Origin of the sequence: Frondihabitans sp. VKM Ac-2883 (genome assembly GCF_015350875.1) — a bacterium.
Taxonomy (GTDB): domain Bacteria; phylum Actinomycetota; class Actinomycetes; order Actinomycetales; family Microbacteriaceae; genus Frondihabitans.
Map to the genome: position 1 here is coordinate 339348 of NZ_JADKSF010000001.1, position 14761 is coordinate 354108.

Consider the following 14761-nt stretch of genomic DNA (forward strand, 5'->3'; position numbering starts at 1 on the left):
TCGGTCTGTTGAGTTGTGAAGCACCTCGGCGACCGGACGCGAGCGGCGTCGGAGCCGGGTGACGAGAGAACGAGCGGAACGCCGCGACCCCGGAGCCCCCGCGAGGAGGGCACCGGAGGCACGGCGAAACGGCTAACTCAGACGCGGCGACGCTTCGGCGGGCGGCACCCGTTGTGCGCCTGCGGCGTGACGTCGTTGATGGAACCCACCTCGAGGCCAGCGGCCTGGAGCGAGCGGATGGCGGTCTCGCGACCCGATCCCGGGCCCTTCACGAACACGTCGACCTTCTTGACGCCGTGCTCCTGAGCCTGGCGCGCGGCCGACTCGGCTGCGAGCTGTGCGGCGAACGGGGTCGACTTGCGTGAGCCCTTGAAGCCGACGGCGCCGGACGAAGCCCAGCTCAGCACGGCACCCGAGGGATCGGTGATCGAAACGATGGTGTTGTTGAAGGTCGACTTGATGTGGGCCTGGCCCACTGCGACGTTCTTCTTCTCTTTACGGCGGGGCTTACGCGCGGCCGACTTCGGTGCTGCCAATTTTTTCTCCTACAACCTAGATGGCTACGGCGGGCGCCGGGCCTATCGAGCCTTCTTCTTGCCGGCGACGGTGCGCTTCGGGCCCTTGCGGGTACGAGCGTTCGTCTTGGTGCGCTGGCCGCGAACGGGCAGACCGCGACGGTGGCGGATGCCCTCGTAGCTTCCGATCTCGACCTTGCGGCGGATATCGGCGGCGACCTCGCGACGAAGGTCACCCTCCACCTTGAAGTTGCCTTCGATGAAGTCGCGGAGGAGGACGAGCTGGTCGTCGGTGAGGTCTTTCACGCGGATGTTGCCGTCGACCGAGGTCTCGGCAAGAGCCTTGAGAGCGCGTGTGCGCCCGACTCCGTAGATGTAGGTCAGTGCGACTTCCACGCGCTTGTCGCGCGGGATGTCAACGCCTGCTAGACGTGCCATTGTGGCTTCTCCTTGAGAGATGGTGGAGGTATGTCACAGCATCGGTGCCAGGGCCTCCGCCCTGGGTGTCCGCCAAGGATCCGGAACCACGAGTGGTCGTGGATCCTTAGCTTCTGATGCTGCTTGAAGTGGTGCTGGTGGTGCTGCGTGCTGGTGGCACTGCGTGGAGATGGTGCAGAGAACCGCCCCACAGAGACAGGCTTATTAGCCCTGACGCTGCTTGTGACGCGGGTTGCTGTTGCAGATCACCATGACGCGACCGTTGCGGCGAATCACCTTGCAGTGCTCGCAGATGCGCTTGACGCTGGGCTTGACCTTCATGTTGCTTCCTTTTGACTCGCTGGCCTCGTGCTCGACGGATGCGTCGAGCCGTTCCTTTCCAGCACCAGCCCTTGCCGGGGGTGAACCCTCGGAGAGGAGCTGGCCTACTTGTAGCGGTAGACGATCCGGCCGCGGGTCAAGTCGTAGGGGCTCAGCTCGACGATTACACGGTCTTCGGGGAGGATGCGGATGTAGTGCTGCCGCATCTTGCCGGAGATGTGCGCGAGAACCTTGTGCCCGTTGCTCAGCTCAACACGAAACATCGCGTTGGGCAGCGCTTCGACCACTGCGCCTTCGATTTCGATGACACCGTCTTTTTTGGCCATAGCCTCACTGTCGCTAAAAATTGGTTTGCTGGTCTTGCGGGGATTGGTGCCGCACGTCTCGCAGACGAGACCGAAGTCTTGCCAAGCTGAGAGCCCATGGATTCGACTCATAGGAATCGATCCGAAGATTGCACGCGGAGAGCGGCCCACGGCACCAAGGGTCGATCTTATTCGATTGCGCTACAGTTTTTCAACCTGGCGGGTCAACTCGACACGCCGATCGCCGCGCCAGTCCAGCGACGTCGCAGCCCTACGAAACGAGGAAACGTGCCCGGAGAACGCACGAGCCGTCGCCATACGGGCGCGAACCCCATCGCCCGCCACGGTCAGCTCCGCCGCCCGCACCCCCTCCGCTTCACGGCGATGCTCCTCGCAGTCGCGCTCGGCGTCGGTGTGATGAGCGTCGGCAGCGTGGCGGCCATCGCCGCCTTTAATCTCAAGTCGCAGATCAAGAGCGTGTCGATCGGCGCCGCCGAAGACAAGATTGCCGAGAACACCTCGATCGGCGCCATCGAGGGAGGCGCGAACATCCTCCTCGTCGGCAGCGACACCCGCGTCGGTCAGACCGAGGTGCAGGCCGGAGTCGCCGACGGCAGCCGCAACGACGTCACGATCCTGATCCACTTGTCGGCCGACCACAAGCAGATGACCGCTGTCAGCTTTCCTCGCGACCTGATGGTCGACCTCCCCGCCTGCACGGGCACGGGCGGCGCCACGTTCCCCGCGCTGACCTACCAGCAGTTCAACACCAGCCTCGGCCAGGGTCTCGGCTGCACCGTCGCCACCGTCGAGTCGCTGACGGGTCTCTCCATCCCCTATGCCGCCGAGATCACCTTCGACGGCGTCATCTCGATGTCGAACGCCGTCGGCGGAGTCGACGTCTGCGTCGCCCAGGCCATCAGCGACACCGACTCAGGCCTGCAGCTCTCCGCCGGTACGCACACGCTCAAGGGTCTCCAGGCGCTCGAGTTCCTCCGCACGCGCCATGGTGTGGGTGACGGCAGCGACCTCGCGCGAATCTCGTCCCAGCAGGTGTTCCTCTCCGCCATGATGCGCAAGATCGCCTCGGCCGGCACCCTCAGCAATCCCGTGAAGCTCTACGGACTTGCCTCCGCCGCCGTCAAGAACATGACGCTCTCACGGAGCCTCAGCAACACCGACACCATGATCGAGCTCGGCACAGCGCTCAAAGACATCGACCTCTCGAGCGTCCTCTTCGTCCAATACCCGACGGCCGAAGACCCGCAGAACTCCAACCGCGTCGTTCCGGCCGCAGCAGACGCCGCCATCCTCAATGCCGACCTGCAGAGCGACACCAAGTTCACGCTCGGAGACGACAGCACCGGACGAGCATCACAGGCGGAAAGCTCGACGGGCTCCGGCGGCTCTTCGGGCAGCGGCTCCTCCGGCAGCAGCAGCTCAACCGACGGCGGGACAGCGGCGGGCAGCGGATCCTCGTCCGGCGCGACGGCGACACCGAAATCCTCGGCGACACCGAGCTCGACGGCGACGGCACTTCCGTCGACTATCACTGGTCAGGCGGCCTCCGAGAAGACCTGCTCCGTCGGCAACGGCTGACCTCCCGAAGGCGGCAGGCATCGCCATGCCTCCCTTGGGAGCGGGGTGCTACGGGATCGGAACCGGCTTGACCCCGAGCGGAGCCAACCCGGAGGCGCCACCGTCTGGCGCGGTCAGCACCCAGATGCCGTCGGCATGGACCGCGACCGAGTGCTCCCAATGCGCGGAGTCAGATGAATCGGTCGTCGTGACAGTCCAGTCGTCGCCCTGGGTGAAGGTCTCGATTCCGCCAGCGGTGATCATCGGCTCGATGGCCACGACCAGGCCGGGCTTGACCGACGGGCCGCGACCCTTGACGCGGTAGTTGAACACCGGGGGCTCTTCGTGCATCGAGCGTCCGATGCCGTGACCGACGTAGTCCTCGAGAATTCCGAATTCGCCCTGCGACTCGATGTACTCCTCGATCGCTTCGCCCACCTCATTGAGGTGCGAAGCCGCCGCCAACGCGGCGATGCCATGCCAGAGCGACTGCTCGGTCACGTGGTTGAGGCGCTCGCGCTCAGCAAAACGCTCAGGATCCGACGGGTCGGCAAGCACGAATGTCCGGGCCGAGTCGCCGTTCCACTCGTCGAGCTGAGCTCCGCTGTCGATCGACACGATGTCGCCCGGCACCAGCACCCGGTCGCCCGGAATGCCATGCACGACGTCGGCATTCACCGACGCGCACACCGTGTGCCGATAACCGGGGACGAGCATGAAGTTCGGCTCGCCGCCGCCGGCACGGATCGTCCGCTCGGCGATCGCATCCAGCTCGCCAGTCGTGATGCCGGGACGAATTGCCTCGGCGACGGCCTCGAGCGACGCCGCGGTCAACAGCCCTGGGGCGACCATCCGCCGGAGTTCTTCGGGAGTCTTGTAGATGCCGGGACGGCGAAAAGCCACGCGGTGCCTTCGTTTCTGAGAGCGGGAAGAGGTCAGGCTGCGGCGGTGGGCCGGATGCCTCGTGACGCGAGAGCGTCATCGATGCGCGAGGCCACGTCGTCGATCGAACCGAGTCCGTCGACCTCGAGCACGAGGCCCTTCTCGCCATACGCGGCGATCAGCGGACCGGTCTCGCGGAGATAGACGTCTTGACGGTGCCGAATGGCCTCTTCGGTGTCGTCACTGCGACCCTGCTCAACGGCCCGACGGCGGAGTCGCTCCACGATTTCATCGCGATCCGCGACGAGTTGCACGACTGCTGTGAGCTGCTCGCCCTTGCCCTGCAAGAGGCTCTCCAGGTAGTCGACCTGGTCGGCCGTGCGCGGGTACCCGTCGAGCAAGAAGCCCTGCTCGGCGTCGGGCTGGGCCAGGCGGTCTTCGATCAGCTCGTTGGTCAGCGTGTCGGGAACGTAGTCGCCCGCGTCGAGAATGGTCTTCACCTTGAGCCCCAGCGGCGTCTCGTTCTTCACGTTCGCTCGGAAGATGTCTCCGGTCGAAATCGCGGGGATCCCGTAAGTCTCGGCGATGCGCACTGCCTGAGTGCCCTTGCCCGCGCCGGGCGGACCCACGATGAGAAGTCGCGTTCCTCGGGCGTCTGCAGCCGGAGTCATCGAAGAAGACCCTCGTAGTGGCGCTGCTGAAGCTGGGAGTCGACCTGCTTCACCGTCTCGAGACCGACACCGACGATGATCAGGATGCTCGCGCCGCCGAAGGGGAAGTTCTGATTCGCGCCCACTGTGGCGAGAGCGATCAACGGGATGAGGGCGACCAGGCCCAGATACAGCGACCCGGGCAGGGTGACGCGGGTGAGCACGTAGTCGAGGTAGTCAGCGGTGGGACGACCGGCACGGATACCGGGGATGAACCCGCCGTACTTCTTCATGTTGTCGGCAACCTCTTCGGGGTTGAACGTGATCGCCACGTAGAAGTAGGTGAACCCGATGATGAGCATGAAGTACAGGAGCATGTAGAGCGGCTTGTCGCCCGACGTGAGGTTCGTCTGGACCCAGCTGACCCACGCGGCCGGAGCCGTGCCGTTGGTCGGCGTGTTGAACTGAGCGACCAGGGCCGGCAGGTACAGGAGCGACGAGGCGAAGATGACCGGCACGACGCCCGCCATATTGACCTTGATCGGGATGTACGTGTTATTGCCACCGTAGGTTCGCCGCCCGACCATTCGTTTGGCGTACTGCACGGGAATTCGTCGTTGCGATTGCTCCACGAACACGACAAGGCCCATGATGACGACGCCGACGACGATCACCATCAGGAAGATCTCGAAGCCCTTTGCCTGCTGGATGGCCCAGAGCGCCGTCGGGAACTTGGCCGCGATCGACGTGAAGATGAGCAGCGACATTCCGTTGCCGATGCCGCGCTCGGTGATCAGCTCGCCCATCCACATGATGAGGCCGGTACCGGCGGTCATGGTGATGACCATGAGGAGGATCGCGTACCAGGCGTTGTTCGTGATGAGCTGGCTGCACTCGGACACAGTCGACGAGCCGAACAGAGCACCGGAACGCGCCACCGTGATCAGGGTCGTGGACTGGAGGATTCCGAGGGCGATGGTGAGGTAGCGCGTGTACTGCGTCAGCTTGGCCTGACCGGTCTGGCCCTCTTTGTACAGCGCGTCGAAGTGTGGGATGACCACGCGGAGCAGCTGCACGATGATCGACGACGTGATGTAGGGCATGATGCCCAGCGCGAAGATCGAAAGTTGAAGGAGCGCGCCACCGGAGAAGAGGTTGACGAGCTCGTAGAGACCCGAGGTCGACTGGTTGCCGGCGAGGCAGACCTGCACGTTGCTGTAGTCGACGAAGGGCGAGGGGATAAAGCTGCCCAACCGGAAGAGCGCGATGATGCCGAGCGTGAACCCGATCTTTCGGCGAAGGTCGGGTGTGCGGAATATCCGCGAAATAGCTCTGAACATGGTGGCCTCCCGGTATGAGGATAAACGACTGATGGGGGTGGCCCTTACGGACCACCCCCTCAGGTACTACTTGGTGACTGTTCCGCCCGCGGCGACAATCTTCTCTTCGGCTGAGCCGGAGACCTTGTCGACACTCACGGTCAGCTTGACGGCGAGATCGCCCTGGCCGAGCACCTTGACCTTTTCGTTCTTGCGAACGGCACCCTTGGCCACGAGGTCACTGACGGTGACCTCACCACCGGCGGGGTAGAGGTCGGTCAGCTTGTCGAGGTTGACAACCTGGTACTCGACGCGGAACGGGTTCTTGAACCCGCGGAGCTTCGGGGTGCGCATGTGCAGAGGCATCTGCCCACCCTCGAAGCCGACGCGGACCGTGTAGCGAGCCTTGGTTCCCTTGGTACCGCGACCAGCGGTCTTACCCTTCGAACCCTCACCGCGACCCACGCGAGTCTTCGCCTTCTTGGCACCGGGAGCCGGACGAAGGTGGTGGACCTTGAGGATCTGCGGACGAGCGACGTCAGAAGACCCCGACTTCGCTGCGGCCTGAGTGGTTGCTGCCTTGGTGGCAGGCTTCTTGGTCGCAGCCTTGGGAGCTGCGGCCTTCGTGGTGGCTTCGTCTTTCGAAGTGTCAGCCATTAGTCAATCTCCTCGACCTTGACGAGGTGAGCGACCGTTACGACGTAACCGCGGTTCTGCTTGTCGTCAGGGCGAACGACCGTCTGGCCGATTCGCTTGAGACCCAAGCTGCGCAGCGTGTCGCGCTGGTTCTGCTTCTCGCTAATTTTGGACTTGATCTGAGTCACGCGGAGCTGAGCCATCAGGCACCTGCCTTCTCAGTTGCGGCAGCACGAGCGTCGGCCTCGATGCGAAGCAGACGAGCGGGAGCGACCTGGTCGATGTCGAGACCACGACGAGCTGCGACGGCGCGCGGCTCTTCCAGCTGCTGCAGCGCGGCGACAGTCGCGTGCACGATGTTGATGGTGTTCGACGAACCGAGCGACTTGCTCAGAACGTCGTGGATGCCAGCGCACTCCAGAACGGCGCGAACCGGACCACCGGCGATAACACCGGTACCCGCAGCGGCGGGGCGGAGCAGGACGACGCCGGCTGCAGCCTCACCCTGGACGGGGTGCGGAATGGTGTTCGCGATACGAGGGACGCGGAAGAAGTTCTTCTTCGCCTCCTCGACACCCTTCGAGATGGCGGTGGGGACCTCGCGGGCCTTGCCGTAGCCGACACCGACGAGACCGTTACCGTCACCGACGACGACGAGAGCGGTGAAGCTGAAGCGACGACCACCCTTGACGACCTTGGAGACGCGGTTGATGGTGACGACGCGCTCGAGGAACTGGCTCTTGTCGCGGTCGTCACGACCACCGCGACCCTGATTCCGGTCGCCGCGACCGGCGCCACGGCGGTCGGTACGACCACTGTTGCCACCTTCGCGGTTGTTCGACTCGGAGCCGGCAGCCGTCTCCACGGGGCGCTCGACGACGGCCTCGGCCGTCGGCTCGGGCGTCTTGTTCGTTGCGTCGCTCACAGGTCCAACCCACCTTCCCGGGCGCCGTCGGCGATTGCCGCCACGCGTCCGGCGTACTTGTTACCACCACGGTCGAAGACGACCGCTTCGATTCCGGCAGCCTTGGCGCGCTCGGCGACGAGCTCGCCGACCTTCTTGGCCTTGGCCGTCTTGTCACCGTCGAACGTGCGCATGTCGGCCTCGAGGGTCGATGCGCTGGCGACGGTGTAGCCCTTGCTGTCGTCGACGACCTGCACGAATACGTGACGGGCCGAGCGATTGACGACGAGACGGGGGCGAACTTCCGTGCCCACGATCTTCTTGCGCAGGCGAGTGTGGCGTCGGCTCGTAGCGGCCGACTTGCTCTTACCTCTGGTTCCGAGACCCATGATTACTTACCTGACTTTCCGGCCTTGCGGCGGACGACCTCGCCGGCGTAGCGAACACCCTTGCCCTTGTAGGGCTCGGGCTTGCGCAGCTTGCGGATGTTGGCGGCCACTTCGCCGACGGCCTGCTTGTCGATGCCGGTGACGGTGAGCTTGTTGTTGCCCTCGACCGTGAAGCTGATGCCCTGGGGCGGCTCGACGGTGATCGGGTGCGAGTAGCCGAGGGCGAACTCGATGTTCTGGCCCTTGGCCTGCACGCGGTAACCGGTACCGACGATCTCGAGGCCCTTGGAGTAGCCCTGAGTGACGCCGGTGATCTGGTTCGCGATGAGAGTGCGGGTCAGGCCGTGGAGCGAACGCGATGAGCGCTCGTCATCCGGGCGGGTGACCAAAACGGTGCCCTCTTCGAGCTTGGCTTCAATGGGGCTGGCGACGACGAGCGACAGCTCGCCCTTCGGGCCCTTGACGGTGACGGCCTGGCCGTCGATCTTCACGTCGACCCCGGTGGGGATCGGAATGGGAAGGCGTCCGATTCGTGACATAGCGGGTTACCACACGTAGGCGAGGACTTCCCCACCCACGCCCTTCTTCTCGGCCTCACGGTCGGTCAGCAGACCGGAGGAAGTCGACAGGATGGCCACGCCGAGACCGCCGAGAACCTGAGGGATCTCGGTCGACTTTGCGTAGACGCGGAGGCCCGGCTTGGAAACGCGCTTGATACCCACGATGGAGCGCTCGCGTGCGGGGCCGTACTTGAGGTCGATGGTGAGGGTCTGTCCGACGCGTGCGTCTTCGACCTTCCAGGACTCGATGAAACCCTCTTTTTTGAGGATCTCAGCGATGTGGGACTTGAGCTTGGAGCTCGGCAGCGACACGGTCTCGTGGAATGCCGAGTTCGCGTTGCGCAGTCTGGTCAGCAGGTCTGCGACCGGATCTGTCATCGTCATGCGAATTGATCTCTTTCTCGAGCGGTTTCGACTTCCGGTACACCGGGAGCCGACCTACGCGATCGGGTGGCCTGGAGCGATTCTCCAGACACGGAAGTGCGGCCGGACACTTCGAAACCGAAGTGTCCGACCGAACGATCTTAGTTGGCCGAGTCGGCCGAGCGGAACGGGAAGCCGAGTGCCTTGAGCAGAGCCCGGCCCTCGTCGTCGTTCTTCGCGGTGGTCACGACAGTGATGTCGAAGCCGCGAACTCGGTCGATGCGGTCCTGATCGATCTCGTGGAACATGCTCTGCTCGTTGAGACCGAAGGTGTAGTTGCCGTTGCCGTCGAACTGGCGGTCGCTCAGACCGCGGAAGTCGCGGATGCGAGGAAGCGCAAGCGAGAGCAGACGGTCGAGGAACTCCCAGGCGCGGTCGCCACGAAGCGTGACGTGAGCACCGATCGGCTGACCCTCACGCAGTTTGAACTGCGCGATGGACTTGCGGGCCTTGGTGACCAGCGGCTTCTGTCCGGTGATGGCCGTGAGATCTTTGACCGCGCCGTCCATGACTTTCGAGTCGCGAGCTGCCTCGCCGACACCGGTGTTGACGACGATCTTCACGAGACCGGGCACCTGGTGCACGTTCGTGAATCCGAAGTCGCTCTTCAGCTGCGGCAGGATCTCGGCCTGGTACTTGGCCTTGAGGCGCGGCTGAGCGCTGGGCTCGACCGTCGCGGTAGTGGTGTCACTCATCAGAGATCCTCCCCCGACTTCTTGGCGTAGCGGACACGGACGGTCTTGGTGACCCCGTCTTTCGTGACCTTGTCTTCGCGGAAGCCGACGCGGGTCGGCTTCTTGCTCTTAGGGTCGACCAGCGCGACGTTCGACACGTGGATGGAAGCCTCGTGCGTCTCGATGCCGCCGGTCTTGGTGCCCCGCTGGGTCTGACCGACACGGACGTGCTTGGTGACGAAGTTGACACCCTCCACGACCACGCGGTTCTTCTCCACGAGGACCTCGATGACCTTGCCCTGCTTGCCGCGGTCTCCGCCGCGGGCCTGCGTGGCTCCGGTGATGACCTGAACCAGGTCACCCTTCTTGATGTTTGCCATGACTTAGATAACCTCCGGCGCCAGCGAGATGATCTTCATGAACTTCTTGTCGCGAAGCTCGCGACCGACCGGTCCGAAGATGCGGGTACCACGAGGGTCTCCGTCAGCCTTCAGGATCACTGCGGCGTTCTCGTCGAACTTGATGTAGGAACCGTCGTTACGACGGGTCTCCTTCTTGGTGCGAACGATGACGGCTTTGACGACGTCACCCTTCTTCACGTTGCCGCCGGGAATGGCGTCCTTCACCGTGGCGACGATGACGTCACCGAGACCGGCGTAACGACGACCCGAGCCACCGAGAACGCGGATGGTGAGGATCTCTTTGGCGCCAGTGTTGTCGGCGACCTTGAGGCGGGATTCCTGCTGAATCACTTCTGTCTCCTATCGAGCAGGCCGAGGCCTACTTCGCCTTCTCGAGGATCTCGACCAGGCGCCAGCGCTTGGAGGCGCTGAGCGGACGGGTCTCGCTGATGACGACCAGGTCACCGACGCCGGCCGAGTTGGCCTCGTCGTGAACCTTGACCTTGGAGGTACGGCGGATGACCTTGCCGTACAGGGGGTGCTTCACGCGGTCTTCGACCTCGACGACGATGGTCCTCTCCATCTTGTCGCTCGTGACGTAGCCACGACGCGTCTTGCGGTAGCCGCGGACGAGGGTGTCCGACTCGACAGTGTCTGTCGAGGCCGCAGCAGCCTTCTTCTCGGTAGCCATTACTTGGTCTCCTCGGTCTCAGCGGCCTCGACGGTCTCGTCGGCCGGCTTTGCAGCGGCCTTCTTCGTCGACTTCTTGGCAGCAGCCTTGGGGGCAGCCGCGGCCGGGGCGGGGGTGGCACGAATGCCGAGCTCGCGCTCACGGAGCACCGTGTAGATACGAGCGATGTCGCGCTTGACGGCACGAACGCGGCCGTGGTTCTCGAGCTGGCCGGTAGCCGACTGGAAGCGCAGGTTGAAGAGCTCTTCCTTGGCCTTCTTGAGCTCGTCGACAAGACGCTCGTCTTCGAATGTGTCGAGCTCGGTCGGAGCGAGCTCCTTGGATCCGATCGCCATTATGCGTCGCCCTCCTCGCGCTTAATGATGCGTGCCTTCAGGGGCAGCTTGTGAATTGCACGAGTGAGCGCCTCTTTGGCGACTTCCTCGCTGACGCCGCTGAGCTCGAAGAGCACGCGACCCGGCTTGACGTTTGCGACCCACCACTCGGGCGAACCCTTACCGGAACCCATGCGGGTTTCGGCCGGCTTCTTGGTCAGCGGGCGGTCGGGGTAGATGTTGATCCACACCTTTCCACCACGCTTGATGTGACGGGTCATGGCGATACGAGCGGACTCGATCTGACGGTTGGTGACGTAGGCAGGCGTGAGAGCCTGAATGCCGTACTCACCGAAGCTCACGCGAGTACCACCGGTCGCCTGGCCACTACGGCCGGGGTGGTGCTGCTTGCGGTGCTTGACACGACGGGGAATCAACATGGTTATGCCTCAGCTCCTGCGGTGACCGGGGCGTCCTGCGTCTGCGGAGCACGGGTGTTGCCACCACGGGATCCACGGTCGCGGTCGCCACCACGGTCGTTACGACGCTCGGGGCGCGACGACTTCTGGTTCGCCTGCTCACGCGCGAGCTCTTTGTTGGTGATGTCGCCCTTGTAGATCCAGACCTTGACACCGATACGACCGAACGTGGTCTTGGCTTCGTAGAAGCCGTAGTCGATGTTGGCGCGGAGCGTGTGCAGGGGCACGCGGCCCTCGCGGTAGAACTCCGAGCGGCTCATCTCAGCGCCGCCGAGACGGCCCGAGACCTGGATGCGAACACCCTTGGCGCCGGCGCGCTGAGCACCCTGCAGACCCTTGCGCATAGCGCGGCGGAAAGCCACGCGAGCGCTGAGCTGCTCGGCGATGCCCTGGGCGACGAGCTGAGCTTCGGCCTCGGGGTTCTTGACCTCGAGGATGTTCAGCTGGATCTGCTTGCCCGTGAGCTTCTCGAGGTCGGCGCGGATGCGCTCGGCCTCGGCGCCACGACGACCGATCACGATGCCCGGGCGGGCCGTGTGAATGTCGACGCGAACGCGGTCGCGGGTGCGCTCGATCTCGATCTTGGCCACGCCAGCGCGGTCGAGGGAGGTCTTGAGCAGGTTGCGGATCTTGATGTCTTCAGCGACGTAGTCGCTGTAGCGCTGGCCGGCCTTCGTGCTGTCGGAGAACCAACGCGACACGTGGTCGGTGGTGATTCCGAGACGGAAGCCGTACGGGTTTACTTTCTGGCCCATTACTTGCTCGCCTTCTTCGACGTCGTGGCCGCTTCGGCCTCTTCGGGCGTCGCGAGGACGACCGTGATGTGGCTGGTGCGCTTCAGGATCTGGAACGCACGGCCCTGAGCACGAGGCTGGAACCGCTTGAGGGTTGCTCCCTCGTCGACGTAGGCACTCGAGATGTAGAGGTCTTCGTCGTTGAGGTAGCTGTTCTGAGCGTCGGCCTTCACTCGGGCGTTGGCCATAGCCGACGCGACGAGCTTGTAGACCGGCTCCGATGCGCCCTGCGGCGCGAACTTCAGAATGGCCAGGGCCTCGAGGGCCTGCTTGCCGCGGATCAGGTTGACAACGCGACGGGCCTTCATGGGGGTGACGCGGATGTGACGCACGCGTGCGATCGACTCCACCATTTCTCTCCTCCTTCTCGCCGCCGCGTTAGCGACGACGACCCTTCTTGTCGTCCTTCACATGGCCGCGGAAGGTGCGGGTGGGCGCGAACTCGCCGAGCTTGTGGCCGATCATGGATTCGGTCACGAAAACGGGGATGTGCTTGCGTCCGTCATGCACGGCGATGGTGTGGCCGAGCATGTTCGGGATGATCATCGAGCGACGCGACCAGGTACGGATCACGTTCTTCGTGTTGGCTTCGTTCTGAACAACAACCTTGCGGAGCAGGTGGTCGTCGACGAAGGGGCCCTTCTTCAGACTGCGTGGCATCTTCTACAACTCCTACTTGCGCTTGTTGCCAGCGTTGCGGCGGCGGACGATGAGCTTGTCGCTCTCGAGCTTGGGGTGACGAGTGCGGCCCTCTTTCTGGCCCCACGGCGAGACCGGGTGGCGTCCACCAGAGGTCTTGCCCTCACCACCACCGTGCGGGTGGTCGACGGGGTTCATGGCGACACCACGCACGGTCGGGCGAACGCCCTTCCAGCGCATACGGCCGGCCTTTCCCCAGTTGATGTTCGACTGCTCGGCGTTGCCGACCTCGCCGATCGTGGCGCGGCAGCGCGCGTCAACGTTGCGGACCTCGCCCGAGGGGAGACGCAGCTGTGCGTAGGGGCCGTCTTTGGCGACGAGACGAACCGAGGCACCGGCGGAGCGGGCCATCTTGGCACCGCCACCGGGCTTGAGCTCGATCGCGTGGATGACGGTACCAACCGGGATGTTCTTCAGCGGAAGGTTGTTACCCGGCTTGATGTCCGCGCCAGCGCCCGACTCGACGATGTCGCCCTGCGACAGCTTGTTCGGAGCGATGATGTAGCGCTTGGTGCCGTCCACGAAGTGGAGCAGCGCGATGCGCGCCGTGCGGTTGGGGTCGTACTCGATGTGAGCGACCTTGGCGTTCACGCCGTCTTTGTCGTTGCGACGGAAGTCGATGACGCGGTACTGGCGCTTGTGGCCACCACCGATGTGACGGGTCGTGATGCGGCCGGCGTTGTTACGGCCACCGGTCTTCGACAGGGGACGAAGCAGCGACTTCTCAGGAGTCGAGCGCGTGATCTCAGCGAAGTCGGCGACGGATGAACCGCGGCGACCCGGAGTCGTGGGCTTGTATTTGCGAATAGCCATTATTTATCCCTCCGCGCCCTAGCCGACAGCCGTGAAGATGTCGATGGAGCCCGACTTGAGTGTCACGATGGCGCGCTTGGTGCTCTTGCGCTTGCCGATCCCGAACTTGGTACGACGCGTCTTACCCGGACGGTTCAGCGTGTTGATGCTGTCGACCTTGACGTCGAAGATCTTCTCGATGGCGAGCTTGATCTCGGTCTTGTTCGAGCGCGGGTCGACCAGGAAGGTGTACTTGCCCTGATCAATCAGGGAGTACGACTTCTCGGAGACGACCGGCGAGATCACGACGTCGCGGGGGTCTTTGTGGATGCCGCTCATGCGGTGGCCTCCTTGTTGGTCTTCTTGGCCACGAAGGCCTCGAAAGCGCTCTTGGTGAAGACGATGTCGTCGGAGACGAGGACGTCGTAGGCGTTGAGCTGGTCCCACGAGATGACGTGGACCTCGTCGACGTTGCGGACGCTCTTCTGCGTCAGCAGGTCATCGCGCTCGATGACGACCAGGACGTGCTTGCTCGTGGAGATGCTCGCGAGCAGCTCGAGAGCGGTCTTGGTCGAGACGACGTCGGCCACGAAGGACTCGACGACGTGGACGCGGGCGCCGCGAGCGCGGTCGGAGAGAGCACCGAGCAGAGCTGCGGCGATCATCTTCTTGGGGGTGCGCTGCGAGTAGTTGCGGGGCGTCGGGCCGTGGACGATGCCACCGCCGGTCATCTGAGGAGCGCGGATGGAGCCCTGGCGAGCGCGACCCGTTCCCTTCTGCTTGAACGGCTTGCGGCCGGCACCGGAGACCTCGCCGCGGCCCTTGACCTTGTGCGTGCCCTGGCGTGCGGCAGCGAGCTGCGCGACGACGACCTGGTGGATCAGCGGGACGTTTGCGACGACATCGAAGATCTCGGCGGGGAGGTCGACGGAGCCGGACTTGGCGCCCTTGGCGTCGAGGACATCGACGGCGGTGGAAGCAGTGGTGGTAGCCATGC

The 14761-nt window shown here is 64.2% G+C and carries 26 protein-coding genes; 1 reads left to right on the top strand and 25 read right to left on the bottom strand.

The window, feature by feature from the left end; all coding sequences use genetic code 11:
- Positions 1-137: 137 nt before the first annotated feature.
- From rpsK to infA, 4 genes are all read right to left on the bottom strand, one after another.
- Positions 138-536, bottom strand: a complete 399-nt coding sequence (gene rpsK / locus ITJ49_RS01730) for a 30S ribosomal protein S11 (RefSeq protein ID WP_055799944.1) — start codon at positions 534-536, stop codon at positions 138-140.
- Between the two features lie 42 nt (positions 537-578).
- Entirely contained in the window at positions 579-953 is a 375-nt protein-coding gene (gene rpsM, locus ITJ49_RS01735) for a 30S ribosomal protein S13 (protein ID WP_055965028.1), read from the bottom strand.
- Between the two features lie 204 nt (positions 954-1157).
- Positions 1158-1274, bottom strand: coding sequence for a 50S ribosomal protein L36 (gene rpmJ / locus ITJ49_RS01740; protein ID WP_055965025.1), 117 nt, complete (start codon positions 1272-1274; stop codon positions 1158-1160).
- Positions 1275-1378: 104 nt separating this feature from the next.
- On the bottom strand, positions 1379-1600 hold the full coding sequence (infA, locus tag ITJ49_RS01745; protein WP_055965022.1) for a translation initiation factor IF-1: 222 nt from the start codon (positions 1598-1600) through the stop codon (positions 1379-1381).
- Positions 1601-1867: 267 nt separating this feature from the next.
- On the opposite strand from infA, the gene ITJ49_RS01750 reads away from it, so the two are divergent.
- The gene (locus tag ITJ49_RS01750; RefSeq protein ID WP_194600673.1) at positions 1868-3178 is read left to right on the top strand and encodes an LCP family protein; all 1311 of its coding nucleotides are present in this window, start codon (positions 1868-1870) and stop codon (positions 3176-3178) included.
- Between the two features lie 48 nt (positions 3179-3226).
- Here the strand turns inward: ITJ49_RS01750 and map are convergent, their stop codons facing one another.
- The 21 genes from map to rplD all read right to left on the bottom strand — a co-directional run bounded on the left by map (position 3227) and on the right by rplD (position 14759).
- Complete coding sequence (gene map, locus ITJ49_RS01755) at positions 3227-4060, bottom strand: type I methionyl aminopeptidase (RefSeq protein WP_194600675.1); 834 nt, start codon at positions 4058-4060, stop codon at positions 3227-3229.
- Positions 4061-4092: 32 nt separating this feature from the next.
- Complete coding sequence (locus tag ITJ49_RS01760) at positions 4093-4710, bottom strand: adenylate kinase (protein ID WP_194600677.1); 618 nt, start codon at positions 4708-4710, stop codon at positions 4093-4095.
- A complete protein-coding gene (secY, locus tag ITJ49_RS01765; protein WP_055965016.1) occupies positions 4707-6029 on the bottom strand; it encodes a preprotein translocase subunit SecY in 1323 nt (440 codons plus the stop codon). The genes ITJ49_RS01760 and secY overlap by 4 nt, the downstream gene beginning before the upstream one ends.
- A 66-nt stretch (positions 6030-6095) precedes the next feature.
- Positions 6096-6665: a 50S ribosomal protein L15 gene (gene rplO / locus ITJ49_RS01770; protein ID WP_194600680.1), complete on the bottom strand. Its 570-nt coding sequence runs from the start codon at positions 6663-6665 to the stop codon at positions 6096-6098.
- Positions 6665-6847, bottom strand: a complete 183-nt coding sequence (rpmD, locus tag ITJ49_RS01775; RefSeq protein WP_194600685.1) for a 50S ribosomal protein L30 — start codon at positions 6845-6847, stop codon at positions 6665-6667. Before rpmD ends, rplO begins: the two co-directional genes overlap by 1 nt.
- Entirely contained in the window at positions 6847-7569 is a 723-nt protein-coding gene (gene rpsE / locus ITJ49_RS01780) for a 30S ribosomal protein S5 (protein ID WP_084816339.1), read from the bottom strand. The genes rpmD and rpsE overlap by 1 nt, the downstream gene beginning before the upstream one ends.
- Positions 7566-7937 carry a 50S ribosomal protein L18 gene (rplR, locus tag ITJ49_RS01785; RefSeq protein ID WP_055965011.1) on the bottom strand — a complete coding sequence of 124 codons (372 nt, stop codon included), beginning with the start codon at positions 7935-7937 and terminating at the stop codon, positions 7566-7568. The genes rpsE and rplR overlap by 4 nt, the downstream gene beginning before the upstream one ends.
- A gap of 2 nt (positions 7938-7939) precedes the next feature.
- Complete coding sequence (rplF, locus tag ITJ49_RS01790) at positions 7940-8476, bottom strand: 50S ribosomal protein L6 (protein ID WP_055965008.1); 537 nt, start codon at positions 8474-8476, stop codon at positions 7940-7942.
- 6 nt (positions 8477-8482) lie between these two features.
- Positions 8483-8881, bottom strand: coding sequence for a 30S ribosomal protein S8 (rpsH, locus tag ITJ49_RS01795; protein ID WP_055965006.1), 399 nt, complete (start codon positions 8879-8881; stop codon positions 8483-8485).
- 140 nt (positions 8882-9021) lie between these two features.
- Entirely contained in the window at positions 9022-9615 is a 594-nt protein-coding gene (gene rplE, locus ITJ49_RS01800) for a 50S ribosomal protein L5 (protein WP_055965002.1), read from the bottom strand.
- Positions 9615-9974 carry a 50S ribosomal protein L24 gene (gene rplX, locus ITJ49_RS01805; RefSeq protein WP_055964999.1) on the bottom strand — a complete coding sequence of 120 codons (360 nt, stop codon included), beginning with the start codon at positions 9972-9974 and terminating at the stop codon, positions 9615-9617. The genes rplE and rplX overlap by 1 nt, the downstream gene beginning before the upstream one ends.
- Positions 9975-9977: 3 nt before the next feature.
- Complete coding sequence (gene rplN, locus ITJ49_RS01810) at positions 9978-10346, bottom strand: 50S ribosomal protein L14 (RefSeq protein ID WP_055964996.1); 369 nt, start codon at positions 10344-10346, stop codon at positions 9978-9980.
- Between the two features lie 28 nt (positions 10347-10374).
- Positions 10375-10686: a 30S ribosomal protein S17 gene (gene rpsQ, locus ITJ49_RS01815; protein ID WP_194600689.1), complete on the bottom strand. Its 312-nt coding sequence runs from the start codon at positions 10684-10686 to the stop codon at positions 10375-10377.
- A complete protein-coding gene (rpmC, locus tag ITJ49_RS17940; RefSeq protein ID WP_055964990.1) occupies positions 10686-11021 on the bottom strand; it encodes a 50S ribosomal protein L29 in 336 nt (111 codons plus the stop codon). The genes rpsQ and rpmC overlap by 1 nt, the downstream gene beginning before the upstream one ends.
- Entirely contained in the window at positions 11021-11440 is a 420-nt protein-coding gene (rplP, locus tag ITJ49_RS01825) for a 50S ribosomal protein L16 (protein ID WP_055964987.1), read from the bottom strand. The genes rpmC and rplP overlap by 1 nt, the downstream gene beginning before the upstream one ends.
- A gap of 2 nt (positions 11441-11442) precedes the next feature.
- Positions 11443-12234, bottom strand: coding sequence for a 30S ribosomal protein S3 (rpsC, locus tag ITJ49_RS01830; RefSeq protein WP_055964984.1), 792 nt, complete (start codon positions 12232-12234; stop codon positions 11443-11445).
- A complete protein-coding gene (gene rplV / locus ITJ49_RS01835; protein ID WP_055964981.1) occupies positions 12234-12626 on the bottom strand; it encodes a 50S ribosomal protein L22 in 393 nt (130 codons plus the stop codon). The genes rpsC and rplV overlap by 1 nt, the downstream gene beginning before the upstream one ends.
- A gap of 25 nt (positions 12627-12651) precedes the next feature.
- On the bottom strand, positions 12652-12933 hold the full coding sequence (gene rpsS / locus ITJ49_RS01840; protein ID WP_055964978.1) for a 30S ribosomal protein S19: 282 nt from the start codon (positions 12931-12933) through the stop codon (positions 12652-12654).
- A gap of 12 nt (positions 12934-12945) precedes the next feature.
- Complete coding sequence (gene rplB, locus ITJ49_RS01845; protein ID WP_055964975.1) at positions 12946-13785, bottom strand: 50S ribosomal protein L2; 840 nt, start codon at positions 13783-13785, stop codon at positions 12946-12948.
- Positions 13786-13803: 18 nt separating this feature from the next.
- Entirely contained in the window at positions 13804-14103 is a 300-nt protein-coding gene (rplW, locus tag ITJ49_RS01850) for a 50S ribosomal protein L23 (protein WP_055964972.1), read from the bottom strand.
- Entirely contained in the window at positions 14100-14759 is a 660-nt protein-coding gene (gene rplD, locus ITJ49_RS01855) for a 50S ribosomal protein L4 (RefSeq protein WP_194600693.1), read from the bottom strand. The genes rplW and rplD overlap by 4 nt, the downstream gene beginning before the upstream one ends.
- Positions 14760-14761 lie beyond the last annotated feature (2 nt).

Excerpts from the sequence above, each read along its gene's own strand:
- rpsM (WP_055965028.1), bottom strand. The coding sequence starts at position 953 with ATGGCACGTCTAGCAGGCGTTGACATCCCGCGCGACAAGCGCGTGGAA.
- rpmJ (WP_055965025.1), bottom strand. The coding sequence starts at position 1,274 with ATGAAGGTCAAGCCCAGCGTCAAGCGCATCTGCGAGCACTGCAAGGTG.
- infA (WP_055965022.1), bottom strand. The coding sequence starts at position 1,600 with ATGGCCAAAAAAGACGGTGTCATCGAAATCGAAGGCGCAGTGGTCGAA.
- ITJ49_RS01760 (WP_194600677.1), bottom strand. The coding sequence starts at position 4,710 with ATGACTCCGGCTGCAGACGCCCGAGGAACGCGACTTCTCATCGTGGGT.
- secY (WP_055965016.1), bottom strand. The coding sequence starts at position 6,029 with ATGTTCAGAGCTATTTCGCGGATATTCCGCACACCCGACCTTCGCCGA.
- rplO (WP_194600680.1), bottom strand. The coding sequence starts at position 6,665 with ATGGCTGACACTTCGAAAGACGAAGCCACCACGAAGGCCGCAGCTCCC.
- rpmD (WP_194600685.1), bottom strand. The coding sequence starts at position 6,847 with ATGGCTCAGCTCCGCGTGACTCAGATCAAGTCCAAAATTAGCGAGAAG.
- rplR (WP_055965011.1), bottom strand. The coding sequence starts at position 7,937 with ATGGGTCTCGGAACCAGAGGTAAGAGCAAGTCGGCCGCTACGAGCCGA.
- rplF (WP_055965008.1), bottom strand. The coding sequence starts at position 8,476 with ATGTCACGAATCGGACGCCTTCCCATTCCGATCCCCACCGGGGTCGAC.
- rpsH (WP_055965006.1), bottom strand. The coding sequence starts at position 8,881 with ATGACGATGACAGATCCGGTCGCAGACCTGCTGACCAGACTGCGCAAC.
- rplE (WP_055965002.1), bottom strand. The coding sequence starts at position 9,615 with ATGAGTGACACCACTACCGCGACGGTCGAGCCCAGCGCTCAGCCGCGC.
- rplX (WP_055964999.1), bottom strand. The coding sequence starts at position 9,974 with ATGGCAAACATCAAGAAGGGTGACCTGGTTCAGGTCATCACCGGAGCC.
- rpsQ (WP_194600689.1), bottom strand. The coding sequence starts at position 10,686 with ATGGCTACCGAGAAGAAGGCTGCTGCGGCCTCGACAGACACTGTCGAG.
- rpmC (WP_055964990.1), bottom strand. The coding sequence starts at position 11,021 with ATGGCGATCGGATCCAAGGAGCTCGCTCCGACCGAGCTCGACACATTC.
- rplP (WP_055964987.1), bottom strand. The coding sequence starts at position 11,440 with ATGTTGATTCCCCGTCGTGTCAAGCACCGCAAGCAGCACCACCCCGGC.
- rpsC (WP_055964984.1), bottom strand. The coding sequence starts at position 12,234 with ATGGGCCAGAAAGTAAACCCGTACGGCTTCCGTCTCGGAATCACCACC.
- rplV (WP_055964981.1), bottom strand. The coding sequence starts at position 12,626 with ATGGTGGAGTCGATCGCACGCGTGCGTCACATCCGCGTCACCCCCATG.
- rpsS (WP_055964978.1), bottom strand. The coding sequence starts at position 12,933 with ATGCCACGCAGTCTGAAGAAGGGCCCCTTCGTCGACGACCACCTGCTC.
- rplB (WP_055964975.1), bottom strand. The coding sequence starts at position 13,785 with ATGGCTATTCGCAAATACAAGCCCACGACTCCGGGTCGCCGCGGTTCA.
- rplW (WP_055964972.1), bottom strand. The coding sequence starts at position 14,103 with ATGAGCGGCATCCACAAAGACCCCCGCGACGTCGTGATCTCGCCGGTC.
- rplD (WP_194600693.1), bottom strand. The coding sequence starts at position 14,759 with ATGGCTACCACCACTGCTTCCACCGCCGTCGATGTCCTCGACGCCAAG.